This is a genomic window from Vibrio sp. 10N.261.51.C6 (genome assembly GCF_041471785.1).
Lineage (GTDB): Bacteria > Pseudomonadota > Gammaproteobacteria > Enterobacterales > Vibrionaceae > Vibrio > Vibrio crassostreae_C.
On sequence record NZ_JBFRPB010000019.1, the window covers coordinates 103,841 to 126,370 of the forward strand.

General features: G+C 45.5%; 16 protein-coding genes. 10 read left to right on the forward strand and 6 right to left on the reverse strand.

Annotated features, from left to right (window positions below; all coding sequences use genetic code 11):
- Window positions 1–48: 48 nt before the first annotated feature.
- Window positions 49–1,053, reverse strand: a complete 1,005-nt coding sequence (cra, locus tag AB4375_RS04805) for a catabolite repressor/activator (RefSeq protein ID WP_048608697.1) — start codon at window positions 1,051–1,053, stop codon at window positions 49–51.
- A 363-nt stretch (window positions 1,054–1,416) separates the two neighbouring features.
- On the opposite strand from cra, the gene fruB reads away from it, so the two are divergent.
- The 3 genes from fruB to fruA are packed head-to-tail and all read left to right on the forward strand — an operon-like array spanning window position 1,417 to window position 5,295.
- The gene (fruB, locus tag AB4375_RS04810; protein WP_050646611.1) at window positions 1,417–2,550 is read left to right on the forward strand and encodes a fused PTS fructose transporter subunit IIA/HPr protein; all 1,134 of its coding nucleotides are present in this window, start codon (window positions 1,417–1,419) and stop codon (window positions 2,548–2,550) included.
- 9 nt (window positions 2,551–2,559) lie between these two features.
- Window positions 2,560–3,537, forward strand: coding sequence for a 1-phosphofructokinase (gene pfkB / locus AB4375_RS04815; protein WP_017060871.1), 978 nt, complete (start codon window positions 2,560–2,562; stop codon window positions 3,535–3,537).
- Window positions 3,538–3,552: 15 nt separating this feature from the next.
- Entirely contained in the window at window positions 3,553–5,295 is a 1,743-nt protein-coding gene (gene fruA, locus AB4375_RS04820; protein WP_371724824.1) for a PTS fructose transporter subunit IIBC, read from the forward strand.
- A gap of 165 nt (window positions 5,296–5,460) precedes the next feature.
- Here fruA and AB4375_RS04825 read toward each other — a convergent pair whose 3' ends face one another.
- Window positions 5,461–5,784, reverse strand: coding sequence for a DOPA 4,5-dioxygenase family protein (locus AB4375_RS04825; protein WP_017079771.1), 324 nt, complete (start codon window positions 5,782–5,784; stop codon window positions 5,461–5,463).
- 176 nt (window positions 5,785–5,960) lie between these two features.
- On the reverse strand, window positions 5,961–6,818 hold the full coding sequence (gene yghU / locus AB4375_RS04830; RefSeq protein ID WP_017067033.1) for a glutathione-dependent disulfide-bond oxidoreductase: 858 nt from the start codon (window positions 6,816–6,818) through the stop codon (window positions 5,961–5,963).
- 284 nt (window positions 6,819–7,102) lie between these two features.
- Between yghU and AB4375_RS04835 the strand changes: the two genes are divergently transcribed.
- A complete protein-coding gene (locus AB4375_RS04835; RefSeq protein ID WP_017060876.1) occupies window positions 7,103–7,447 on the forward strand; it encodes a YajD family HNH nuclease in 345 nt (114 codons plus the stop codon).
- A 180-nt stretch (window positions 7,448–7,627) separates the two neighbouring features.
- On the opposite strand, the gene AB4375_RS04840 is transcribed toward AB4375_RS04835, so the two are convergent.
- A complete protein-coding gene (locus AB4375_RS04840; protein ID WP_017064770.1) occupies window positions 7,628–8,008 on the reverse strand; it encodes a hypothetical protein in 381 nt (126 codons plus the stop codon).
- A 594-nt stretch (window positions 8,009–8,602) separates the two neighbouring features.
- Here AB4375_RS04840 and AB4375_RS04845 point away from each other — a divergent pair.
- From AB4375_RS04845 to AB4375_RS04855, 3 genes are all read left to right on the forward strand, one after another.
- A complete protein-coding gene (locus AB4375_RS04845) occupies window positions 8,603–9,841 on the forward strand; it encodes an OFA family MFS transporter (RefSeq protein WP_017067032.1) in 1,239 nt (412 codons plus the stop codon).
- 57 nt (window positions 9,842–9,898) lie between these two features.
- On the forward strand, window positions 9,899–11,563 hold the full coding sequence (locus AB4375_RS04850; protein ID WP_372051116.1) for a VRR-NUC domain-containing protein: 1,665 nt from the start codon (window positions 9,899–9,901) through the stop codon (window positions 11,561–11,563).
- Between the two features lie 222 nt (window positions 11,564–11,785).
- The gene (locus AB4375_RS04855) at window positions 11,786–14,140 is read left to right on the forward strand and encodes a fatty acid cis/trans isomerase (protein WP_372051117.1); all 2,355 of its coding nucleotides are present in this window, start codon (window positions 11,786–11,788) and stop codon (window positions 14,138–14,140) included.
- Between the two features lie 133 nt (window positions 14,141–14,273).
- On the opposite strand, the gene AB4375_RS04860 is transcribed toward AB4375_RS04855, so the two are convergent.
- Complete coding sequence (locus AB4375_RS04860; protein WP_372051118.1) at window positions 14,274–15,188, reverse strand: LysR family transcriptional regulator; 915 nt, start codon at window positions 15,186–15,188, stop codon at window positions 14,274–14,276.
- A gap of 105 nt (window positions 15,189–15,293) precedes the next feature.
- Here AB4375_RS04860 and AB4375_RS04865 point away from each other — a divergent pair, with 105 nt between their 5' ends.
- The 3 genes from AB4375_RS04865 to AB4375_RS04875 are packed head-to-tail and all read left to right on the forward strand — an operon-like array spanning window position 15,294 to window position 19,334.
- Window positions 15,294–16,619 carry a cytosine permease gene (locus AB4375_RS04865; RefSeq protein WP_372051119.1) on the forward strand — a complete coding sequence of 442 codons (1,326 nt, stop codon included), beginning with the start codon at window positions 15,294–15,296 and terminating at the stop codon, window positions 16,617–16,619.
- 5 nt (window positions 16,620–16,624) lie between these two features.
- Window positions 16,625–17,749, forward strand: a complete 1,125-nt coding sequence (locus AB4375_RS04870) for a DUF917 domain-containing protein (protein ID WP_372051120.1) — start codon at window positions 16,625–16,627, stop codon at window positions 17,747–17,749.
- A gap of 4 nt (window positions 17,750–17,753) precedes the next feature.
- Window positions 17,754–19,334 (forward strand): hydantoinase/oxoprolinase N-terminal domain-containing protein, encoded by a 1,581-nt coding sequence (locus tag AB4375_RS04875; protein WP_372051121.1) that lies wholly within the window; start codon window positions 17,754–17,756, stop codon window positions 19,332–19,334.
- A gap of 135 nt (window positions 19,335–19,469) precedes the next feature.
- On the opposite strand, the gene torS is transcribed toward AB4375_RS04875, so the two are convergent.
- Window positions 19,470–22,475 (reverse strand): TMAO reductase system sensor histidine kinase/response regulator TorS, encoded by a 3,006-nt coding sequence (gene torS, locus AB4375_RS04880; RefSeq protein ID WP_017060885.1) that lies wholly within the window; start codon window positions 22,473–22,475, stop codon window positions 19,470–19,472.
- Between the last annotated feature and the right edge of the window lie 55 nt (window positions 22,476–22,530).

Here is a 22,530-nt window from a genome sequence, read left to right on the forward strand (position 1 = left end):
ACAGGTTCGAGCTAAACGCGAGGCTTCTAGCTAAGCGTAAAATTCGAGCTAGCCACGCTTTACTAAGCTTCTTGGTACTAACTCAATACCCGCTTGGTAACGTTTAGCAGACGCGTTCAAAGCAAGTGCAAAGGCACTGTCTGCAATCACTTCGAATTGCTGTGGCAATGAATGGACTTTAAAAGGTAAGAAATCCAATAAACGGTTATCACCAAAGGTTGCCAGCTTTACTTGGCTGATCAGCTCTGGCTTTTCGACCATCACATCCAACACACCTTCTAGTAAGGTATAAGACATAGTGACAATCGCATCAGGTACTGTGCCTTTAGCAATCCACTCTTCAAAAATCTCACGCCCTGATTCTCGGTCAAAGTGCTCGCCATAACCGACAACCATCGGCTTGTTTTCGGTTAACCCTGTTTGTTGAGTATGTGCTTTATTCGCCGCTTCAAAACCCAACTGACGTTCACGTGAAATGTTCAGATCAGGCAGTGCACCAATCAAACCAACACTATGAATACTGTCATCAAGAATCGAATGCGTCAGTTCAAATGCAGCTTCGAAATCTTCACTGATCACACAGGCAAAGTGCTCATCATCTAAAGGACGGTCAATCGCAATAACGGGTGTGCCTGAGTTTTGCAACTTCAAGTAGAACTCATTGGCGTCTGGCATTGAGCTCGCCACCAGCAAGGCATCAATACGACGGCTTACCAAGGCTTCAGCGACCTTTCGCTCGGTTTCAGCGTCATCATCTGAGCAACCAATCAAAATCTGATAGCCCACTTTACGTGAGTTCTGCTCTATCAATTTTGCTAAACGCGCGTAACTGCTGTTTTCCAGATCAGGAATAATCAAACCAAATGAACGGCTATTACCAGCGCGCAGCGAGGAAGCAGCATGGTCTGGTCGGTAGTTATACTCTTCCACCACTGCCATCACTTTCTGCTGTGTCTTTTCACTGATTCTGTATTTCTGCGCCTTGCCATTGATCACATAACTGGCTGTCGTTTTCGATACACCGGCTAGTTTGGCAATCTCATCTAGTGTCATATGGGTGACCTGTATTTTGTGCGTAGGATCATATAACCAATCTTCTGATCCTTGGATTAGTTGAATTATATGCTGAATCGATTCAGTATAAAAGCTGAAAGGATTCAGCAAAATCTGAAAAGTGACTTCAATCATCCTTTTGAATGGATTGAGCGTCATTTGTCGTGATTCAGCTTCTTGTTGTTAACGAAACTGGAATTACGACACGCAGCAAAACTATTTTGAAAACCAAAATCGGCTTTGCTGAATTTTTTTACACTGAATGCTGAACCGATTCAGCAATCATAAAGCAGCGGGCAAATATTGCTCTAGACTGAATCGTAGCGATACACAAATTCTCAAGCGATACGCTAAAGAGGCACCATGCTTAAATTATCAAAATCTGACATCACTCTAGGCCAAACTGCCGAAGACAAATTCAAAGCAATCCAAAACATTGCTGGCGACCTGACAGCTAAAGGTTTAGTTGACTCTGGTTACGTTGAAGGAATGCTGAACCGTGAAAACCAGAACTCTACGTTCCTAGGTAACGGCATCGCGATTCCTCACGGAACGACGGATACTCGTGGCCTAGTAAAAGAGACAGGCGTTGCGGTACACCACTTCCCTGAAGGTATTGATTGGGCAGACGGCAACCGTGTTTACGTAGCAATTGGTATTGCAGCGAAATCTGACGAGCACTTAGGCATTCTTAAGCAACTAACAAAGGTTCTAGCGGCAGACGGTGTTGAAGAGAAATTAAAGCAAGCTAAATCAGAAGACGAAATCATCGCCCTACTTAACGGCGAAGTTCAGCTAGAAGCCGACCTAGACGCTTCTTTAGTTCAGCTACTGTTCCCTGCGAGCGACATGATTCAAATGTCTGCCGTTGCGGGTGGCCTACTTAAGAACACAGGTTGCACAGACAACGCATTCGTTGCTGACCTAGTAACAAAAACACCAACTCACCTAGGCCAAGGCCTGTGGTTGTTGGGCAGCGACAAAGGCGTAACACGCACTGGCGTATCTTTCGTTTCAACAGCGAACCATTGTGAATACGAAGGCACACCAGTGAAAGCATTAGTCGCATTCGCAGCTTGTAACAGCGCGCACCAATCTATTCTGGCAAACCTAAGCAAGATGGTTTTCGAAGGTAAACAGCAACAACTGTTAACAGCTGACGCAGCGCAAGTGATTGGCCTTCTGAAAGGTGAAGCGGTTTCTACAGCGTCTCAAGACGATGACAACTGCGCAGTATTCAAAATCAAAAACGCACACGGCCTGCACGCTCGTCCAGGTGCAATGTTGGTTGCTGAAGCGAAGAAATTCGAATCAACAATCCGCGTTTCAAACCTAGATGGCGACGGAAAAGAAGTGAACGCGAAGAGCTTGATGAAAGTCATCGCACTTGGCGTTAAACACGGCCACCAGCTTCAGTTTGTTGCTGAAGGTGACGATGCAGCACAAGCACTTGAATCGATTGGTAAAGCTATCGCTTCAGGCCTTGGCGAAGGTTAAGGAGTCGATATGTCTGATAAACAAATCAAAGCCGTTACCGTAACGCTTAACCCTGCTCTAGACCTGACAGGCGCTATCGACGCACTAAATGTAGGTTCAGTTAGCCTAGTAAACAAAGGCTCTCTGCATGCAGCGGGCAAAGGCGTAAACGTCGCAAAAGTTCTTTCAGAGCTTGGCGCGAAAGTGACCGTAACAGGTTTCCTTGGTCGCAATAACGAAGAAGCGTTCTGCCAACTGTTTGAAGAGATGGGCGCAACTGACCGCTTCATCCGTGTTGATGGCGCAACTCGCATTAACGTGAAATTGGTAGAGAATTCAGGCCAAGTAAGCGACATCAACTTCCCAGGGGTTCCTGTTGATGCTGACGCGATTAAAGCGTTCGAAGAAACCCTATTAGAACTTGCTGAAACGCACGATTATTTCGTCATTGCAGGCAGCTTGCCACAAGGTATCTCTCCTGAGCTTTGCGCTTCTTGGGTTCAACGCTTACACGATTTAGGTAAGAAGGTGCTATTTGATAGCAGCCGTGACGCACTTAAAGCCGGTATCAATGCACAACCATGGTTAATCAAACCAAACGATGAAGAGCTGTCTCAGCTGTTCAATGCAGAGCTGACAACTCGTGACCAATGCCAACACGCGGGCCAAGCCCTAAGTGAAAAAGGCATCGAGAATATCGTGGTATCACTTGGCGCTGAAGGCGTGATGTGGCTTAACCAAGGTGAATGGTTACATGCTCAACCACCGCGCATGCAAGTAGTAAGCACGGTAGGCGCAGGTGACACATTGGTTGCTGGTCTATGTTGGGGTCAAATGCAACAGATGCCAAAACCAGAACTTATTAAATTCGCAACCGCCCTATCTGCTCTAGCAGTTTCACAGGTAGGCGTGGGCATCACCAGCCAACAAGAGCTGGATTCAGTACTACAAAATATCCAATTACAGGCGCTTAGTGCTCCAACTAGCCAGTTAGACACAAGCAAATAGGACAAAAGGTTTATTATGAATATTACCATTATCACAGCTTGCCCAAGTGGCGTAGCAAACAGCATCATCGCCGCGGGCTTGTTAGAGCAAGCGACAAAAGCACTGGGTTGGAACGCCGCTATTGAATGTCAATCAAGCGTGTTACCTGATTCAACCGTATCGCAAGACGCTATCGACAGCAGCGACGTTGTGGTTATCGCAGCCAACACCAACGTTGATAAAGCGCGCTTTGTCGACAAGAAAGTATACCAAGCGGCTATCTCTGAATGCACTGCTGATGCAAAAGCATTCCTAGAGAAAGCGGTAGCAGAAGCAACAGTATTAGACGCTTCACAAGTTGAAAGCGCTGTTGAAGTGACTGGTACGTCACCTGCTACAGGTAGCAAAAAGATCGTAGCGATTACGGCTTGCCCAACGGGTGTTGCACATACCTTTATGGCCGCTGAAGCGCTTGAAGCCGAAGGCAAACGCCTAGGTCACCAAATCAAAGTAGAAACTCGCGGCTCTGTAGGTGCAAAAAACCAACTGACAGACCAAGAAATCGCAGACGCTGATCTAGTTATCATCGCAGCAGATATCGATGTTCCTCTGGATCGTTTTAACGGCAAAGCGCTATACAAAACCACAACAAGCCCTGCTTTGAAGAAAACAAAGCAAGAGATGGAAAAAGCATTCGCAGAAGCTAAACCATACCAACACACTGCTTCTTCAAATTCAGCACCTGCTGACGAGAAGAAAGGCGTGTACAAGCACCTAATGACGGGTGTTTCTCACATGCTTCCAGTGGTAGTTGCAGGTGGTTTGATCATTGCTCTTTCTTTCGTATTCGGTATCGAAGCGTTTAAAGAAGAAGGCACGCTGGCCGCTGCACTGATGACTATCGGTGGTGGCTCTGCATTCGCTCTGATGATTCCTGTTCTTGCTGGTTTCATTGCATTCTCGATTGCCGACCGTCCGGGTCTGGCTCCAGGTCTAATTGGCGGTATGCTGGCTAGCTCAACGGGCGCAGGTTTCCTAGGTGGTATCGCAGCAGGTTTCATTGCAGGTTACGCAGCGAAATTCATTGCCGACAAGGTTCAACTTCCACAATCCATGGAAGCCCTCAAGCCAATCCTGATCATTCCGTTTATCGCGAGTTTGTTCACTGGTCTTGTGATGGTTTACATCGTGGGTGGCCCTGTTTCTGGCGTGATGAGCGCAATGACAACTTTCCTAAACAACATGGGAACGTCTAATGCGATTCTTCTGGGTGTGATTCTAGGCGCAATGATGTGTTTCGACCTTGGTGGTCCAGTAAACAAAGCAGCTTACACATTCGGTGTTGGTCTATTGGCTTCGCAAACTTACGCACCAATGGCAGCAATCATGGCAGCAGGTATGGTTCCAGCTCTAGGTATGGGCCTTGCGACTTTCCTAGTGAAAGACAAGTTTGAAGCAGGCGAGCGTGAAGCAGGTAAAGCATCATTCGTTCTTGGCCTATGTTTCATCTCTGAAGGTGCAATCCCATTCGCAGCGAAAGATCCAATGCGTGTTATCCCAGCTTGTATGGCAGGTGGTGCACTAACAGGTGCTCTATCAATGATGTTTGGTGCACAGCTAATGGCTCCACACGGCGGTCTATTCGTACTACTGATTCCTGGCGCTATCTCTCCAGTACTTATGTACCTAGTGGCGATTGCAGCAGGTACGCTAGTAACAGGCTTTGGCTACGCAGCACTTAAAAAGATGAGCGGCTCTAAAGTAACGGCAGAGGCTTAATCCCCCTACTCTGGTTAACGGTTCAGCCCGATAACCAGAGGCTCTTGATAACCGGTTTCTTGGTAAAACGGCTCCTTAAAACAAAGGCTCCTCATTTGAGGAGCCTTTTTATTGTTCATGTATTTTCCGGTCGGAATGAGTTAAGTGCAATATTGGTATATTTGATTAGCTAGTAAGCGTTTCTTCAAAGACACCCAATTCACGACCAAGCCAGATCGCTCGTACTGTGTGATCCAAAGTTTCTTCACCGCCAGTTACAGGGTGAATAAGCACCGACATATCACCGCGTTCTTGCTCAAGCCATTCAACAATGCCCGACTCTTTGTTCGCAAAGTGAATCTCAAACATTGGCATCTTATGTGGACCAACCAAACGCTGTATTAATGGGAAAGTCTCTAATACATCTTTACGTTCCGATAGAATTTTCTGACGAAGTGTTTCTGCCTGCTCTGCAAATCGCAGAGGGAAATAGATATGACCGTGGTACATGGCACCATCCTTTAGAATTATGATGTCGCAAGTTTATACCTAAACCGCCTTTAATAGCCAAACCTAAATAGGTGAGCTTGCTTTCGGAAGGATCAATTTGAAATGGGAAAACTAGAGTTTGTTACTCGAACGAATCGAAAACAAACTCTAGTGATATTGACTATTTCTTTAAATCACTACGGGCGTAGCTTTAAAACTCGGTCAATGTCTTCTGCAGAGTGGCGCTCTGGTACTTGCTCCCACTCTTCGCCAAATGAACGGTTAACCACTCGGCCGCGTTGGAAACCTTCACGCGCTTCTAGCTGCTTCGCCCAGCGCACAACGTTGGTGTAAGACTCAACTTGTAGAAATTCGGCTGCGTCGTAAATTTTGCCAAGTACTAAGTTACCGTACCAAGGCCAAATCGCGATATCTGCAATAGACAGCTCTTCACCCGCAACGAAAGTGCTGTTAGCAAGTTGCTTGTCTAACACATCTAGTTGACGTTTAGCTTCCATTGCGAAGCGGTTAATTGGGTACTCTTGCTTTTCATCCGCGTAAGCGTAGAAGTGGCCGAAACCACCGCCTAGGAATGGTGCCGAGCCTTGTGCCCAGAACAACCAGTTAATGGTTTGCGTTCTTGCTGCCCCTTTTTTTGGTAAGAAGTGACCAAATTTTTCTGCTAGATGCATCAAGATAGATGCCGATTCGAATACATTCACGTCTTCGTCACCAGACTTGTCGACAAGTGCTGGTATTTTGGAGTTTGGATTCACGCCAACAAAGCCAGAAGAGAACTGATCAGCCTCACCAATGTTGATCAAGTACGCATCATATTCAGCTTCTTTAACACCCGCCGCTAACAACTCTTCCAGCAAGATAGTGACTTTTTGACCGTTAGGTGTGCCAAGAGAATACAATTGAAAAGCATGGTCACCAACAGGAAGCTCTTTATCAAAGCGAGCTCCAGATTCAGGACTATTGATGTTTGCCCACTTGTTACCACCAGCAGTATCGTTAACCCAAACTTTTGGCGGAGTGTATTGTTCTGACATGATATTTCCTTATTAATATAGGGTCTCACAAACTGATATTAGGTCACATGCCTGCGGTTAAAACCCCTGAATACGATTTATTTTCAAACTGTTAAGCATGGCTTATTCCAGAAAGACATAACCCGCTTAAGCGTTAGTGTGTAGAAGGTAAGTCTGTATTCAAACTTCAATCTAATATCGATAAGTCCACTGCATCATTTAGCAATGATTTTACGAACGACATACCGACAGCTTCAAGAAAGCTGTGATAAAATCGGGATATTACAATTGATAAGGATTTGGCAATGTCTTCTGATTTCACAGGTTCGAGTGCAGCGTATGCTCGCCAAGAGAAAGGCTACCGCGAAAAAGCACTAAAACTGTACCCTTGGGTTTGTGGTAAATGTGCGCGCGAATTTGTTTACTCAAACCTCCGAGAGCTTACCGTTCACCACGTGGATCACGACCATACAAACAACCCTGAAGATGGCAGCAACTGGGAGCTACTGTGCCTGTACTGTCACGATCATGAGCATTCAAAATACACTGACCATGAGCGTTATGGTGTGGATGCAAAAGCGAGTTTAGATGATCATCAGTCAGCGACACACAACCCGTTCGCCGATCTCGCTAAGATGATGAAGAAATAACACACCTTCAGAGTAGTCTTTGGTAGATGGTAACTGCTAGATAATAGATACATAACAAGTAACACCAGTATGTCACCATACTGGGGTTTCTTTTATCTGCCGTCATAACCAAATAATAGAGTTCAGGTAGGCAGGATCAAAAAAGCCTTCCGAAGAAGGCTTTTTAAGAATCAAATCGAATTATGCTGCCGCTTGCTTGCGAGACTCTTCTACCTTCTTAGCGCGTTGTTTTAGCGTCAATTTATCGCGGTATGCAAACCAAACGTAAGACACAACCACTAAGAAGAACAGGTATGACAATGAGAAAATGAACGGCGATTGAATGATATCGTTCGAGATACCCCAAGAAACACCGATAACAGTCACTGCAATTTTCGCAAAAAAGCCACACATCAATAGCACTAATGCCAACTGTGGGAAACGCGTACTGCGGAATGCAAGCCAGTAGCAACTACCAACTGCTAGAGCCGCAACATAGAAGCCGAATAGGAAAGAGTGAATATGGTCAGCTGCCGCTACACCACCAGAAATTGACATCAATAAAATTAAAAACAGTTTCATAATACTCGCCTCACCATAAGTTGGAAACGCATCCTTTCAAATTTGGAATCTCAGTTTGCATACTATTTTCCCACTTTTTACGGACAACACAACCCCTCCAATCGAACAAAATGTAAGCAAAAGTACTAACAAAAATCACCCTTAACAATTGCTTAACATTCTGTTTTTAATAAAACTCCGTTACTCCTTGTCTCATATGAACAAAGCGCTGTTACGATTTATTTTGTTACACAAATTTAACCTTGGAAATTAATTAAAATTATTTGTAACTCTGTGATATCCGCACGCAATACGCGTCTATTCAAAAACCATCACCTCAAAATCCCTGAAATAATAAGAAGACAGAGCGAAAAAGAACAAAATAGAGAGGTGTTAAAAACATTTCAAAAACCAATGAAAAACAACCTATTAACAAATTGAATTTAATTTACCAAAAATGGAAAAAGAGATTCCAATCACATTTCAATTGGTTATAATCCGCGCTCTTTTGCGCTATCTGTTGATAAACGCAAACTAATTTTGAAGAAACAATCACAATAACCCGTCTTTAGTTAAGTGGCTCTCCACTAACCGATGACAAAACTGAGAATAAAAATGAGCAAGATTGATAAAGCAACACGTATCCTGCTAGCAGGCTTCTGTATCAACCTTTGTCTTGGCATCCTGTATGCTTGGAGTGTATTTAACAAAGCGCTAGTAACTGAAGCTGGTTGGAGTGCTGCTGAAGCATCTTCACCTTACGCTATTGCAACTATCACATTCTCTGTTTGTCTTCTTGTTGCGGGCATCCTACAAGACCGTATGGGTCCACGTAAGATCCTTATCCTAGGTACAGCGCTTACAGGCCTAGGTATGATTGCTTCTGGTTTCGCTACAACGCCTATGATGCTGAACATCACGTTCGGTATTATAACAGGTGCAGGTATCGGCTTCGGTTACGCATGTCTGTCTCCATCAGCAATGAAGTGGTTCCACTCTTCTAAGAAAGGTATGGTTAACGGTCTTATCGCAGCAGGCTTCGGTCTTGCGGCTATTTACCTAGCACCAGTAACTTCTGCGCTAATCGACAGCATGGGTATCCAAACTAGCTTTATGATTCTTGGTGTTGGTGTACTTGCAATCGCAGTACCTCTAGCAGCAACAATCAACAACCCACCAGCGGATTACACGCCAGCTGAGCCTAAAGTAAAAGCAGGCCAAGCTCCTAAAGCGGTTAAGAAGACTGAAGACCTAACTTGGAAAGTAATGCTGAAGACTCCTCAGTTCTACTCTCTATGGATCATGTACGCATTCGCTGCATCTGTTGGTCTAATGATCATCGGTAACATCACTACAATTGCTAGCGTTCAAGCTAACCTGCCAAACGCAGTTTACCTAGCGTCTATCCTTGCAGTATTCAACTCAGGCGGCCGTGTTGCTGCGGGTATGCTTGCAGATAAAATCGGTGGCGTACGTACTCTACTTCTAGCGTTCATCCTTCAAGGCGCGAACATGGCTCTATTCGCTACGTTCAACTCTGAATTCACGCTAATCATTGGTACGGCTATCGCAGCGGTTGGTTACGGTACGCTTCTAGCAGTATTCCCAACACTAACTGCTGAGTTCTACGGCCTGAAAAACTACGGTACTAACTACGGCGTGCTTTACACGGCATGGGGTATCGGCGGCGCTATCGGTGCAGCAGTTGTTGGCTTCTCAATGTCAAACGGCGAAGGTTACGGCCTAGCTTACACAATCTCTGCGGTTATGATGGCAGTGTGTATTGTTCTAGCAATCATCACTAAACCAATCTCTGAAGCTAAAGTTGCTGAACTAAAAGCATCACAAGCTTAATCAACAGAAAAGATTGAATTTGTTACTGAAGAGCTTAACCTTAGGGTTAGGCTCTTTTTGTATCAAGCGACTTCTCCATTGACGACCGAAACCACTCTTCAGCTCTCCCCCACTTATTATCTCGACAACTTCAATCGACTGGTTGAACACGCTCAAACGCTCTACCCCGATCTTCTGAGTGATGACGAATGTCGTTGGTTGTCCGCATACAAACGTCTTTCTGTTTCAAGCCAATGCCTAATGGTTCGTTTGCTTTCTCGTAAAGGCCGTTGGTTTCGCAGCGATAAACTCAACTATGTTGAGATCCCAGATCTAAAGACCGTACTGCAAGAGCTAAACAGCTCAGGCTTCATTGGGTTGAGTCATCCCGAAGAACAGCATGACCTCGCCATTAGTGAGGTCGAGCTCGGGTTGCACTTGCTCACCAAACCAGAGCTGTTGAGTGTATTCCCCGCCCTTAAGAGCCATAGAAACGCCAAGAAAGACGAGCTGTTGTTACGGCTTGATCAGCAACCTTTTGACCAATTTCAAAACCTCTCTTTCGACTGTATTTACGTCATCGAATCTCAAGTGATTGATGTATTACTGTTGCTGTTCTTTGCCAACACCTATCAAGACTTAAGTCAGTTCGTGTTAAGCGACCTTGGGCTAAACACCTTTGAGAACTACCCATTAAGCAAGCAACGCCGCTTCTTCACCTCTAGGGATCAGCTCAATCAATTAATCCAGATGCGCGATATTCAACGCTTGTATTCAGAAGGTGACCGCAAAGATGGCGAGTTTCTGGAACTGCTTTTAAATGCGATTCCTGAAGAATCAGAACACAGAAGTATTGCCAGAAAACGATCGCGTTTGATCAATGATGTTGCTCGCGATCTTGAAAGGCTTAATCTAAACGACCAAGCTATCTTTTGGTTCAGACAATCTACACTTCCTCCGAGCAGAGAACGACTTGCACGCATCTATGATAAGCAAGGTACGCTAGACTTAATGTGTGACATTGTCACGCAAATGAAAGCTACTCCATCGGATGTGTCAGAGTTGGAAGTCGCTATTAAGCTTGAAGACCGGCTGCTACGGAAACAGGGGCACAAAGTTTCACGAACCATAAAGCCGAGCTGCAAAGAGTTAAAACTGGAATTAGACCTCAGCCAAACTCGAGTCGAGCTTGCGGTAAAGCAGCATTTTGAGAACCAAGGTTGGGACGTCTATTTTTCAGAAAACAGTTTTCTGTGTGGCTTGTTTGGTTTGGCTTTCTGGGATGTCATTTTCGCAGACGTTGAAGGCGCCTTTATCAATCGTTACCAACATCGACCATTGGATCTGTACCATTCAGATTTCGTAGACAAGCGAGCCGAACAGATTGAAGCCGTGTTTCAGACGATATCCAAACATGGGCTGAACCATTTTCTTGATACTTACGATGAAAAGCAAGGTATCGCGAACCCCTTTGTTCATTGGAATTATTTTCCTAAGGCACTCATCGAACACGGCATGGCTTCAATTCCAAATGCCTTGGTTGTAGACCTCTTCAAAGTGATATTGAGTGACTTAAAGCTATTTAGAACTGGGATGCCGGATTTGATTGCGTTCAAGGGCGATGAGTTTCATTGGATTGAAGTCAAAGGCCCTGGCGATAAACTGCAAGACAACCAGTGGCGCTGGATCAAAGAGTTTGAGCGATTGTCTGTCCCCTTCTCTGTTTGTTACGTCAATCAATGAGTCTTAGCTCTTAGCTCTTAACTCTTAACTCTTAACTGCTAGCTTTTAGCTCTTGGGACTTAAATCTAGCTAAGTCTAAACACCAATTTCTGAGCACTAGCGAGTGACGCGCATCGACAAGTCACTCGTCCCATCAAGCTCTTGTCTACAAAATTGTTAGAACATGAGCATTTTCAATCATTTTCGATATAATTATAGAAAATGCCTAATATTTAAATACGTATGAATTTGAAAAAACTCTTCATTTTAGCTTTTGTTAGCGTCTTCTCAGGTTGTGCCGTCTACGCGGGTTTAAACTTCGACGAACTGTTTGGTGAACAACAAGTACGCGATCGCCAAGCACCTATTCTTTCAGCTCAAGCGCAGCACTTCATTGACGAAGTAAAGCCCATCATTGATAACCGATGCGTGGTTTGTCACGCTTGTTATGACGCCCCTTGCCAACTCAAAATGTCTTCAGTGGAAGGTATAGACCGAGGCGCGAGCAAGGCACTCGTTTATCAAGGCACCCGCTTAACGGCATCAGCCCCTACTCGCTTGTTTGAAGATGCATTAACTACGCAAGAATGGCGTGAGGCGGATTTTCACCCTGTACTTAACGAACGTATGCAGAACCCAACCGCCAACCTCGATGCTGGGCTTGTTTCTCGTATGCTGAAGCAAAAAGAAAACCACCCTCTTCCTGATCAAACGCAGCTCGAAGGCTTTGATTTCTCAATAGACCGTGACCAACAGTGCCCAACCATTGAGGAGTATGCCAAATATGAAAAAGATTACCCAACTTGGGGAATGCCTTATGGGATGCCAAACTTAGACAAAACCGAATACGCGACTTTAATGAGTTGGTTGGAAAATGGCGCGTTAATGAACGACCACATTCCATTGACTGATGCAGAACAAGAGCTCGTTAATGTCTACGAAAGCTTTTTAAACAAGAGCGACAATAAGAGTCAACTTTCAGCACGTTATATCTACGAGCACCTGTTTTTATCTCATGTCTATTTTTCTGATTTAGCTCAACCAACGCGTTTCTTTACTGTTGTTCGCTCTGCAACACCACCAGGTGAAGCGGTACAGCGCATCACGACTCGTCGCCCTTATGACGATCCAAAAGTAGACCGTGTTTACTACCGTCTGATTCCAGAACAAGGCACTATCGTCGACAAAACGCACATGCCTTTCGCACTTAATAAAGAGCGTCTACAAAAGTGGAACACCTGGTTTGTCGACGTAAATTACGAAGTAAAACAACTACCTAGTTACGACATCGATGTTTCAGCTAACCCAATGACTTCGTTTGAAGCACTGCCAGTAAACTCGCGCTTCAACTTCATGTTAGATAATGCGCAGAATACCATTATGGCCTTTATCAAAGGGCCGGTGTGTCGTGGTCAGCTTGCATTAAATGTCATTAATGACCGTTTTTGGGTCTTCTTTGCTGATCCTGAAAAAGCGGATCTACCAGAGATAAACACCTTCTTTAAGAACCAAGAAAAAAACTTAAAGCTACCAAGTGAGCTCAGCAGTAATACACTCCCAATAACTAGCTGGATACACTACTCAAAACAACAAGCACGATACCTCGATGCCAAATCAAATTTCACGAATCAATGGTTTAAGAATAGTGAACACCTAAATACCGATCTCATTTGGGACGGAAATGGCACCAACCCAAATGCAGCATTAACGATCTTCAGACACTTTGATAGTGCCTCTGTTGTCCAAGGTCTGGTTGGCCCTCAACCTAAAACTGCATGGATTGTAGATTATGCGCTTTTAGAGCGTATTCATTACCTTCTTGTCGCGGGCTTCGATGTATATGGTAACTTCGGCCACCAACTCATGACCCGTATGTTTATGGACTTCTTGCGTCTTGAAGGTGAGAGTAACTTCTTAAGCCTTCTTCCTAAAGACGTTCGTCACATTGAACACTCTAGTTGGTACCAGAACCAAAGCGCACAACTGAGTGACTATTTGCAGCGAAACATTGCACCTTTTGATCAGCCGACCAGCGTGGTTTACAAAACGGCGGATCCGAAACACGAACTGCTTGATATGATCAAAGATAAGCTCGCACCTGTTCTCGATAATCGCTTTGAGATTGTTGAAACAGGTTTTGGTAGGAAGAATGAAGCACTGCTTAACCAAGTGAATTTGATAAAGGGCGAAGGCCTGCGTCATGTGCCTCAATTAGTGATGATCATGATTGAAGGCGAAAACGGCGAAGAGCAACTGTTCACCATGATTCACAATAACGCGCACAGCAACATTTCTAGCTTGTTTAATGAAGAAGGTAACCGTGATTACGCCAATGATGACCTTACCCTCGTACGAGGCGTTGTCGGTAGCTACCCTGCGGCTTACCTATCATTAACCGAGAGCGAGATTCCTACTCTGGTTAAAACGCTGCAAAACTTAAGCACAGAAGAAGACTACGTGGCGCTGCTAGATAAGTTTGCGGTACGACGCAGTTCTAGCGAGTTCTGGCCATTCAGTGATCGCGTGCATCGTTGGTATCAACAAGACCAACCGATCGAGTTCGGATTGTTGGATTACAACCGCTTCGAGAACCGTTAGTTTTCACTCATAAAGCATAAAAGCAAAAATCCTCTGTCTTGGTAGAGGATTTTTTGTATATGAGAAAGTATCTTAAGTGCTATTGAGAAGCGAGAAGTGCTCTTAAGAAGCGAAAAGTTCTCTATATTGAATCCTATGCTTCCGGTTGGTGTAGCTCATCAAAAAACGCACGCGCGGCGGGGGAAAGGGAATCTACAGGTTGCTTCAACACCACATAAAACTGACTCTTAAGGCTCCACTTCTCGGGCTGAAGCGGAATCAAGGCTTGGTCATAATGGCCACGGTCGATTAAATGAGACGGTAAAAAACTCAGGTGTGTGCCCGCCAAGGTTAAAATTACACCCGACTCGACATGCCAGCCATCAAAAGGCTTTACGGAATCGTACTGCTCAATATTCAGTAGTCGGAACATCTCATCTTTGGCATAGCCGCCCATGTTGATACGACAGCCATCCAATGAGAAATCTTTGTCCATGATCTTCTCGGCCAGATCCTTACGCGCATACAGATAACTGTGCTCTTCAAACAGTGGGTATTTATGTTGAAACGCTGATTTTTGATGTGACCCTAGAACCACTATCATCATATCGATCTGGCTCTTTGCTAGCTTCTCATTCAACTGGGTGAAATCGCCAACATCAACACTCACCTCAACACTGTTACTGCGTTGGTAAAACGTCTCGATCGCTTTGGGAAGTGGGTTATAGGGCAAAGTGACGGTGTTATCCAAACATCCAATTCGCACATACCCAGAGAGTTCTGTCTGTACACCTCGTAACTTATAAGCGAAGTCGGTTAAGGTCGATTTTAGTTGGTTCGCATATTTATACACTTGCTCACCTTCATGAGTCAGCTTAAAACCCCTTCTTCCACGTTGACATAATGTTAATTCTAAGCTTTTTTCCAAGGCAATAAGTTGATTACTCAGCACAGGTTGGCTAATCCCAGTGCTTGCGACCGCCTGATTGATGCCTCCTTGCTCTACGATTTCACAAAAAATCTCTAATCTTCGCAGGTCTCTTTTATCTAACTTATTGTTTGAATTCATTTTGCCACTTACATTTGTTTTTTATTATGTTTGCATCTGATTATATTCATTTATTAACAATAAATACATCAGTATGCTTTATTCACACTTATGGAATAACAATGCATGGATGGCACTATGGCGGCAGAAACTTACGTGAATAAACCCGAAGTAACACACAGCCACAAAAAGATAGATGACTTCGAATTGGAACCTGTTCCCGAGAAGGCCAAACGATCTTGGTGGGTCATCAGCCTTATTTGGTTGGCAATCGGCATCGACATTTCGGGACTGTTTCTCGGCTCGATTCTAAGCAGCGGTATTGGTTTTGAAGACGCACTGCTTGCCACGTTTATTGGTTCAGGCTTATTGGCGATCATCGCGATGCTGTGTGCCAACATTGGCTTTCAAGCTGGCGTGTCTACCCCGCTGGTGAGCAGCGCGGTATTTGGCCGTAACGGCGGTAAAATTCTTGGCTTCATCAACGGCATCTCATTAGTCGGCTGGTTCGCATTCCAGGCTGATTTCTTCGCTTTCATCATGGTCGATGCACTGGCGAAATACGACATCATAATTTCACACCTCAGCGCTCTTATTGGCGGCAGTGTGTTAATGATGATGACGGCTATCTATGGCGTTCGTGCTTTAGGCAAACTCAGTACCTATTCTGTTCCATTGATGGTGACGTTGATTACCATCGGTTTGTTTATGGCTGCTGATTATCAAGGTGGCGCAGCGCCATCGATTGAAGATCCTTTGACGCTTGGCCAAGCCATCTCTTTTGTTATGTCTATCTGGATTCTAGCTGCGGTTGCTGCACCTGATATTGCTCGCTACGCCAAAACACGCCGTGATGCTATTTTAGGAGCGGGTATCGGTTTCCTCGTCGGCAACAGTGCCATCATTCTTATCGCATTGATCTTGACCAAAATGACCGGCACCGACGACCTAGTCGAAGTCTTCTTCACCCTAGGTTTAGGCATGGCGGCCATTATAGTACTGGTATTCGCACAATGGACCACCAACAGTAGCAACCTAACCTCTGGCGGCTTATGCATGTCGATGGTTCTACCTAAGATTCCGCGCCCTGTTCTGGTTGTGATCATGACCATCGTCGGTATTGGCATTGCTCAGCTCGGCATGGTGAACAAATTTACTGATTTCTTAATGCTCCTCAGTGTAACCATTGCGCCTGCGGCAGGTGTCTACATCGTTCAATATTATGTTTTAGATTCGACAAAAATGAGCTTTGAGAACATCCAGCAAGTTCCAGCTTGGATGTTTAGAGGCTTGGCTTCTTGGGCATTTGGTACTGCATTCAGCGCTTGTACCGCGCCAGAGTTTTTCAACCTGTTTTCGTTCACCAGTATCTCGGCGTTAGACGGCATTCTTGCCGCTGGTGTGATTTACCTCGCCCTAATGAAGCTTTCTCCTTCAAGTGATAAGGAATAGTAGTTGTGATTATTACTGAACAAATGATTGATGATATCGCGCTTGGTGCGACGGTATTAGGTACTGGCGGCGGCGGTGACCCATACAGCGGTGCCTTGATGGCGAAAGTAGCCATTGCAACGGCAAAACAACCCGTACGCATGATTCCTTTAGAAGACGTGCAAGACGATTGGATGACAGTGCCCTCTTCAATGATTGGCGCACCAACCGTCGCAGTAGAGAAACTCAATTCGAAAGATCAAATGTTGATTGCTTTCGAAGCGATGGAAAAAGCGCTCGGCACTGAGTTGGCGGCAACGTTTCCTATCGAAGTGGGCGGTTTTAATTCATTGATTCCAATTCTCGTTGCAGCGCAAAAGAACATTCCTGTGATCGATTGTGATGCGATGGGACGTGCTTTCCCAGAAGCTCAAATGGTGACTTTCTTTCTTGATGGTCTCCCGTCTGCTCCAAACACATTGGCCGATGAGCGAGGCAATGTCGTCACACTTTACCCAATTGACGGTATTTGGTCTGAAAAGTTTGCGAGACCAATTACCGAACAGATGGGTGGCTCTGCAGCAATGTGCGATTACCCAATGAACGGTAAGAACCTAAAACGCAGCGCACTGCCCGCAACACTGACCCAAGCGATGAAAATTGGTGAAGCGATTAGAATGGCGAACGACAACAATCAGAGTGGCACACAGGCCGTCTTAGACATTGTCGGCGGCCATACCATCATCAGTGGCAAGATTGTAGATATTCAAAGAGAAACCGATGGCGGCTTTGCAACAGGCGGTGTCGTGATTGAAAAGCTGGCTCAGTTTGAAGATACCGGCGTCGATAACGTGTTTGTGCAGTTCCAAAACGAATTACTTCTCGCGCACAAAGGTACAAGCCGCGCAGACATGAGCCAAGATAACCTGCTGGCATCAACACCGGATCTTATTTCGATCTTGGATCATGAAACGGGTAAGCCAATCACAACCGAACAACTTCGTTACGGGCAGCGCATCGACCTTATCGCTTACCCTTGCGACCCCAAATGGCGCACTGACAAAGGTATTGAAGTCGCGGGCCCGAGTTACTTTGGCTACACAGTCGAGTATCAAACCATTGAACAATTAAAGTCTGCATTGAAGAGGTAGTAGCATGACAAACATTACGCTTGATTACTGCCGCCTTGGTATTGACGTAGGTGGCACCAATACCGACGGTGTGCTGCTCGACGCAGACTTAAATGTGATTGCCAAAGTAAAAACCGCAACCACACATGATGTTTCAACAGGGATCGACAACGCGATTTCTGCGCTATTAAACCAAGCAAACATTGATGGTCAGCAAGTGAAACACGCGATGCTTGGCACGACTCAATGCACCAACGCAATCGTTGAACGAAAAGGCTTAGACAGAGTCGGCATGATTCGCTTAGCGCTTCCCAGTGGTGATAGCGTCCCGCCCCTTTGTGGTTGGAGTGAAGCGTGGCAAAACCTGCTTGGTCAGCACTTCTACCAAGCACACGGCGGCTATGAATATGACGGCCAGTTGATTGCCAACATTCAAGAGTCTGAGATCCGCGAGCTTTGCCAGAAAATGAAAGGCCAAGTGGATTCCATTGCTATCTGCGGAGTGTTCTCTCCCGTCAACGGCGACCAGGAGCTTCAAGCAGCAGAATGGATTCAACAAGAACTTCCGGGCGTGAACCTATCGTTATCCCATAAAGTGGGCAGTTTAGGGCTTTTAGAGCGTGAGAACGCCACTATCCTCAATGCGGCTCTGCAAGGGACAGCAAAACGATTCGTTGACGGCTTTTGCAGTGCACTCATCAATCATGAAATCCACACCACGCCTTATTTCGGTCAGAACGACGGAACACTGATGTCACAGCAGTTCGCATTGATGTACCCGATTCTTACCGTGGCTTGTGGGCCAACAAACTCGATTCGTGGAGCGAGTCACTTAACTAAGTTAAAAGACGCGATTGTGGTCGATGTGGGCGGCACTACGTCTGATATCGGCGTACTGACTCACGGCTACCCAAGAGAATCGAGCTTAGCAGTAGAAATCGGTGAAGTGAGAACCAACTTCCGTATGCCTGATATTTTGGCGTTAGCCATTGGTGGTGGTACCAAGGTTCGCTTTGAACAGCAGCGTATAGAGCTAGGCCCAGAAAGTATTGGCCATACCTTGACGCAAACGGCGCGTAGCTTTGGTGGTGATGAACTTACGCTCACCGATATTGCACTCAAAACAGGACAAATGCAGTGGCAGGCAGAACATCAACTGAGTGATGAGATTGGTGTTTCAGCCGAACAAGCAAGCAAGATTTATCAACAAATGGTCACGGATGTTGAAGAAGGCATCGATAAGATGAAGACCTCTGCGGCGAGTGTACCCGTAATCATGGTTGGTGGTGGTAGTGCCCTATTCCCAGATCATTTTGAAGGCGTGAGCCAAGTGGTTCGTCCTGAGCACTTTGAAGTGGCTAATGCGATTGGTGTTGCGTTGGGTGAAATATCAGGTCAATTCGATAAGATCGTACCGATTGACCCAGCATCACGTGAAGAGACCTTAAAGGGCTTGGAAGCGCAATCAAAGCAACTGGCGATTGAAGCTGGCGCATGCAGCGATAATGTCGCGATCATTGAACGCAGCGAGATTCCATTAAGCTACCTACAAGGCAATATGGTTCACGTTAAGATCAAAGCTGCTGGACATATCAAGATGGCTTAGAGCCGTTCCTTGAAAGCCTTACTTAGATTCTTATTCGACAATAAAAAAGCAGGTCACTTCTTCATATTAAAACGGAGAAATAGCCTGCTTTTTGTTTTCTGTTCTTATTTTGGGGCTTTCCGCCCAATAGCCACTCTATAGTTGCTCTCGGAGCGCTGCTAACGAGTCTTTCACCAATTCAGGTAATGAGTCTGCATTATCGCGATATTGAAGTAATGGATCCTCGCTCGCTTCAATGCTCTGGCATAAAGCAAACAGTGCAGATAATCCTAGGCTGCCGGCAGACCCTTTCAGTTTATGAGCTAAAGACTTAATTTCACGAGCGTTGTCAGCGGCACTTGCCACAATCAGTTCATCGAGAGTGACTTGGCTGCTTTGGTCAAACAACCCAACAATCTGCACTATTTTTTCTCGACCGAGAATGGCCAAGTCGTCTTTGATAATCTTAGGGTTAATCATCTGCACAATCGGTTCTCCTTGATTATGTTCCGCGTCTTGGTTTGCTCGTTGTGTCGAGCTTGCAAATGCCAATGCTGATAAGTCTAGCTCGGTTTCCTGAGGTTTAGAGTTTAGCTGACAGCAAACAGCATCTGACGGATCCGGCTGAGGCAGCAACAGCGTGTGACCGTCCAACTGCTCAACAATCAATTCCGATAATGCTTCCTTCTCTAACGGCTTAGGTAAGAATCCATCAAAGCCAGACGACAAATAGCTTTCCACTTCTTCGTTAAACACATGAGCCGATACTGCGATCATTGGGGGTACTTTTCGAATTACGTCTTCTTCACTTTTATGCTGAAGCGCATCGTCTTTGAGTTGTTGAATTAACTCGACGCCATCGCAGTCGGGTAAGTTAATGTCCACCAGCGCAATATCGAACTCTTGCTCACTGAATATGGCTCTCGCTTCTTGTCCGGTTGTCGCAATCACAACCTCGTGCCCCAAGTTATGCAAGAAGCCTTCAGCAACGATGCAGTTTACGGGGTTATCTTCAATCAGAAGTACTTTAGCTCGAATACACGCTTCAATGACCGGTACTTTCGTTTCTATCTTCTCACCGGCTTCAAGTGGCAGTGAGAACCAAAACTGGCTACCCTCGCCTTCTTCAGAATGAACGCCAATATCCCCGTTCATTGCCAACATGATGCTTTTACTGATCGCTAATCCAAGCCCTGTGCCGCCGGTTTTGTTGCGACCGCTATCGGTTTGGGTAAAGGCATCAAACAGACAAGCTTGTTCGCTAGCATCAATACCGACACCTGTATCTGACACTTCAAACATCACTCGATTTTCATCTTCGATATCTAAGCTGATAAAGATATCGACCGAGCCACTTTCCGTAAACTTAATCGCGTTACCGACCAAATTATTCAAGATTTGGCTGATTCGCGTTACGTCACCACGCCAATAGCGTTGCACATCACTTTCAATATGGAAATCAAAGTTCAGCTTCTTCTCAGCGGCACGCCCTTCCATCAATTGGTAGGTATCTTGAACCATCTGATGAAGATCAAACGAAGCAGTGCGGATTTCTAAATGCCCTGCTTCAATCTTTGAGTAATCCAACACGTCATTCAAAATCGCGAGTAGGTTCTTACCGCTGCGGTTAATGATGTCTGCATAGCCGGATTGCAGCGGGTCTAACCCGGTATCTTTGAGCAATCTTGCAGTACCTAATACACCGTTCATCGGCGTTCGTATTTCATGACTCATCGTCGCAAGGAAAGCGGATTTTGCGCGGCTTGCTTGTTCTGCGGCGTTACGAGCCTTAGCGTGGTTCCCTACCTCGATGTTCAGCTTCTCATTGGTCTTTTGCAGCTGGTAGGTTCGGTCTGTGACCAACTCTTCTAAGTGTTCTTTGTGCTCTTCAAGTTCGCGTTTCGCCTTTGCTTCACCCACCGCAACCACTTGTAGCGCCTGCGCGGTGTTTCTGGCAGTGATGATCGCCTCGCCCATATGAGCCAGCTCATCATTACCCTTTACCGAGATATCAATATTCAGGCGACCTTGTGCGATAGACATCAAGGCCGATGAGTATTCAGTAAGACGTTTAACAACCGAGATATACACCACTCGCCACACGATAAATGCAACGATAACCAAACCAATAACCGAAATCACAGACAGTGACCATTGAGCCAAATTCAACGTGCTGGTCAGCTCATCAACCGCTTTTTTGGTACTGCGGTTTGAATCATCAACCAGTTGGTTAACCGTTGTATTCAGCTGAGAGAACAGCTCCAACGTATTTTGCATCAGAAACTCTGACTTTTTGGTGTTCTCATATTGTTCTAATGAAATATCGAACACGACTTGGCGTTTTCTGAGCTCTTCTAGAAGCTGAGACATCTGCGCTGAACGAGTAGGATCTTCGACCGCTTTAACGCGGCGCGCCATGATTCTTAGGTTGGATTCAAATTCTGATTGGATTTGATGAATACGCTCTACGTTGGTAACGGTTTGCGTTTCTTCAATTTGGTTAAGCATTTTGAACGCCAGCAAATGCAATTCGTGTAGGCGCTCAGACAAATCAAGGTCAACCTCTACAAGCGCATCTAAGGCTTGGTAGGCTTTATCCGTTTCTTTGGTTTCTAGCAGGTCATAGATATGCGTGACGTTAGCAACCGCAATGGTAGCCGTGTTCAAAACTTGGGTTCGCGTCAACTGCTCTAGCTCTTCGGCCAATAGGCGCATCTCTTCGACACGAGACGACAACTCTTTGCTTAACCAAAGCTTACGCTCAACCGACACACCCAACTCAGCCAGTGTGTTAATAACGCTTTGAACATTGTTTTCGAGTTTATTGAGGAGCTGAGAATCGAAACTGTCGACACCAAGCTCTTTGATATGTTGAAGAAGCGACTCAAGTTGGTCAAACAGTACGGTGCCAGCCTCTTTTCTTTCAGCTTCGTTTCTCGCATTAGAAAGTGTTTGTACTGACGAAATAATACGGTTACTCAACTCAGAAACCTGACGAGCTTCGATCATGGCAGGAAGCGCCGAATCAACGACGTTTCTTTCCGTTTTGGCTACAAAGCTAAAACCAGAAACACCGATCAATGCAGACAATAGAACCAACAGTGCCATCACTAAGAATGAGGCCAGCAGCTTGCGTCCAATACTCGCTGAAGCTAACAACATAAACTCTAAACCTTAAAACGTTCTTCTTTACCCATGCAGAATACGCTATATTTTG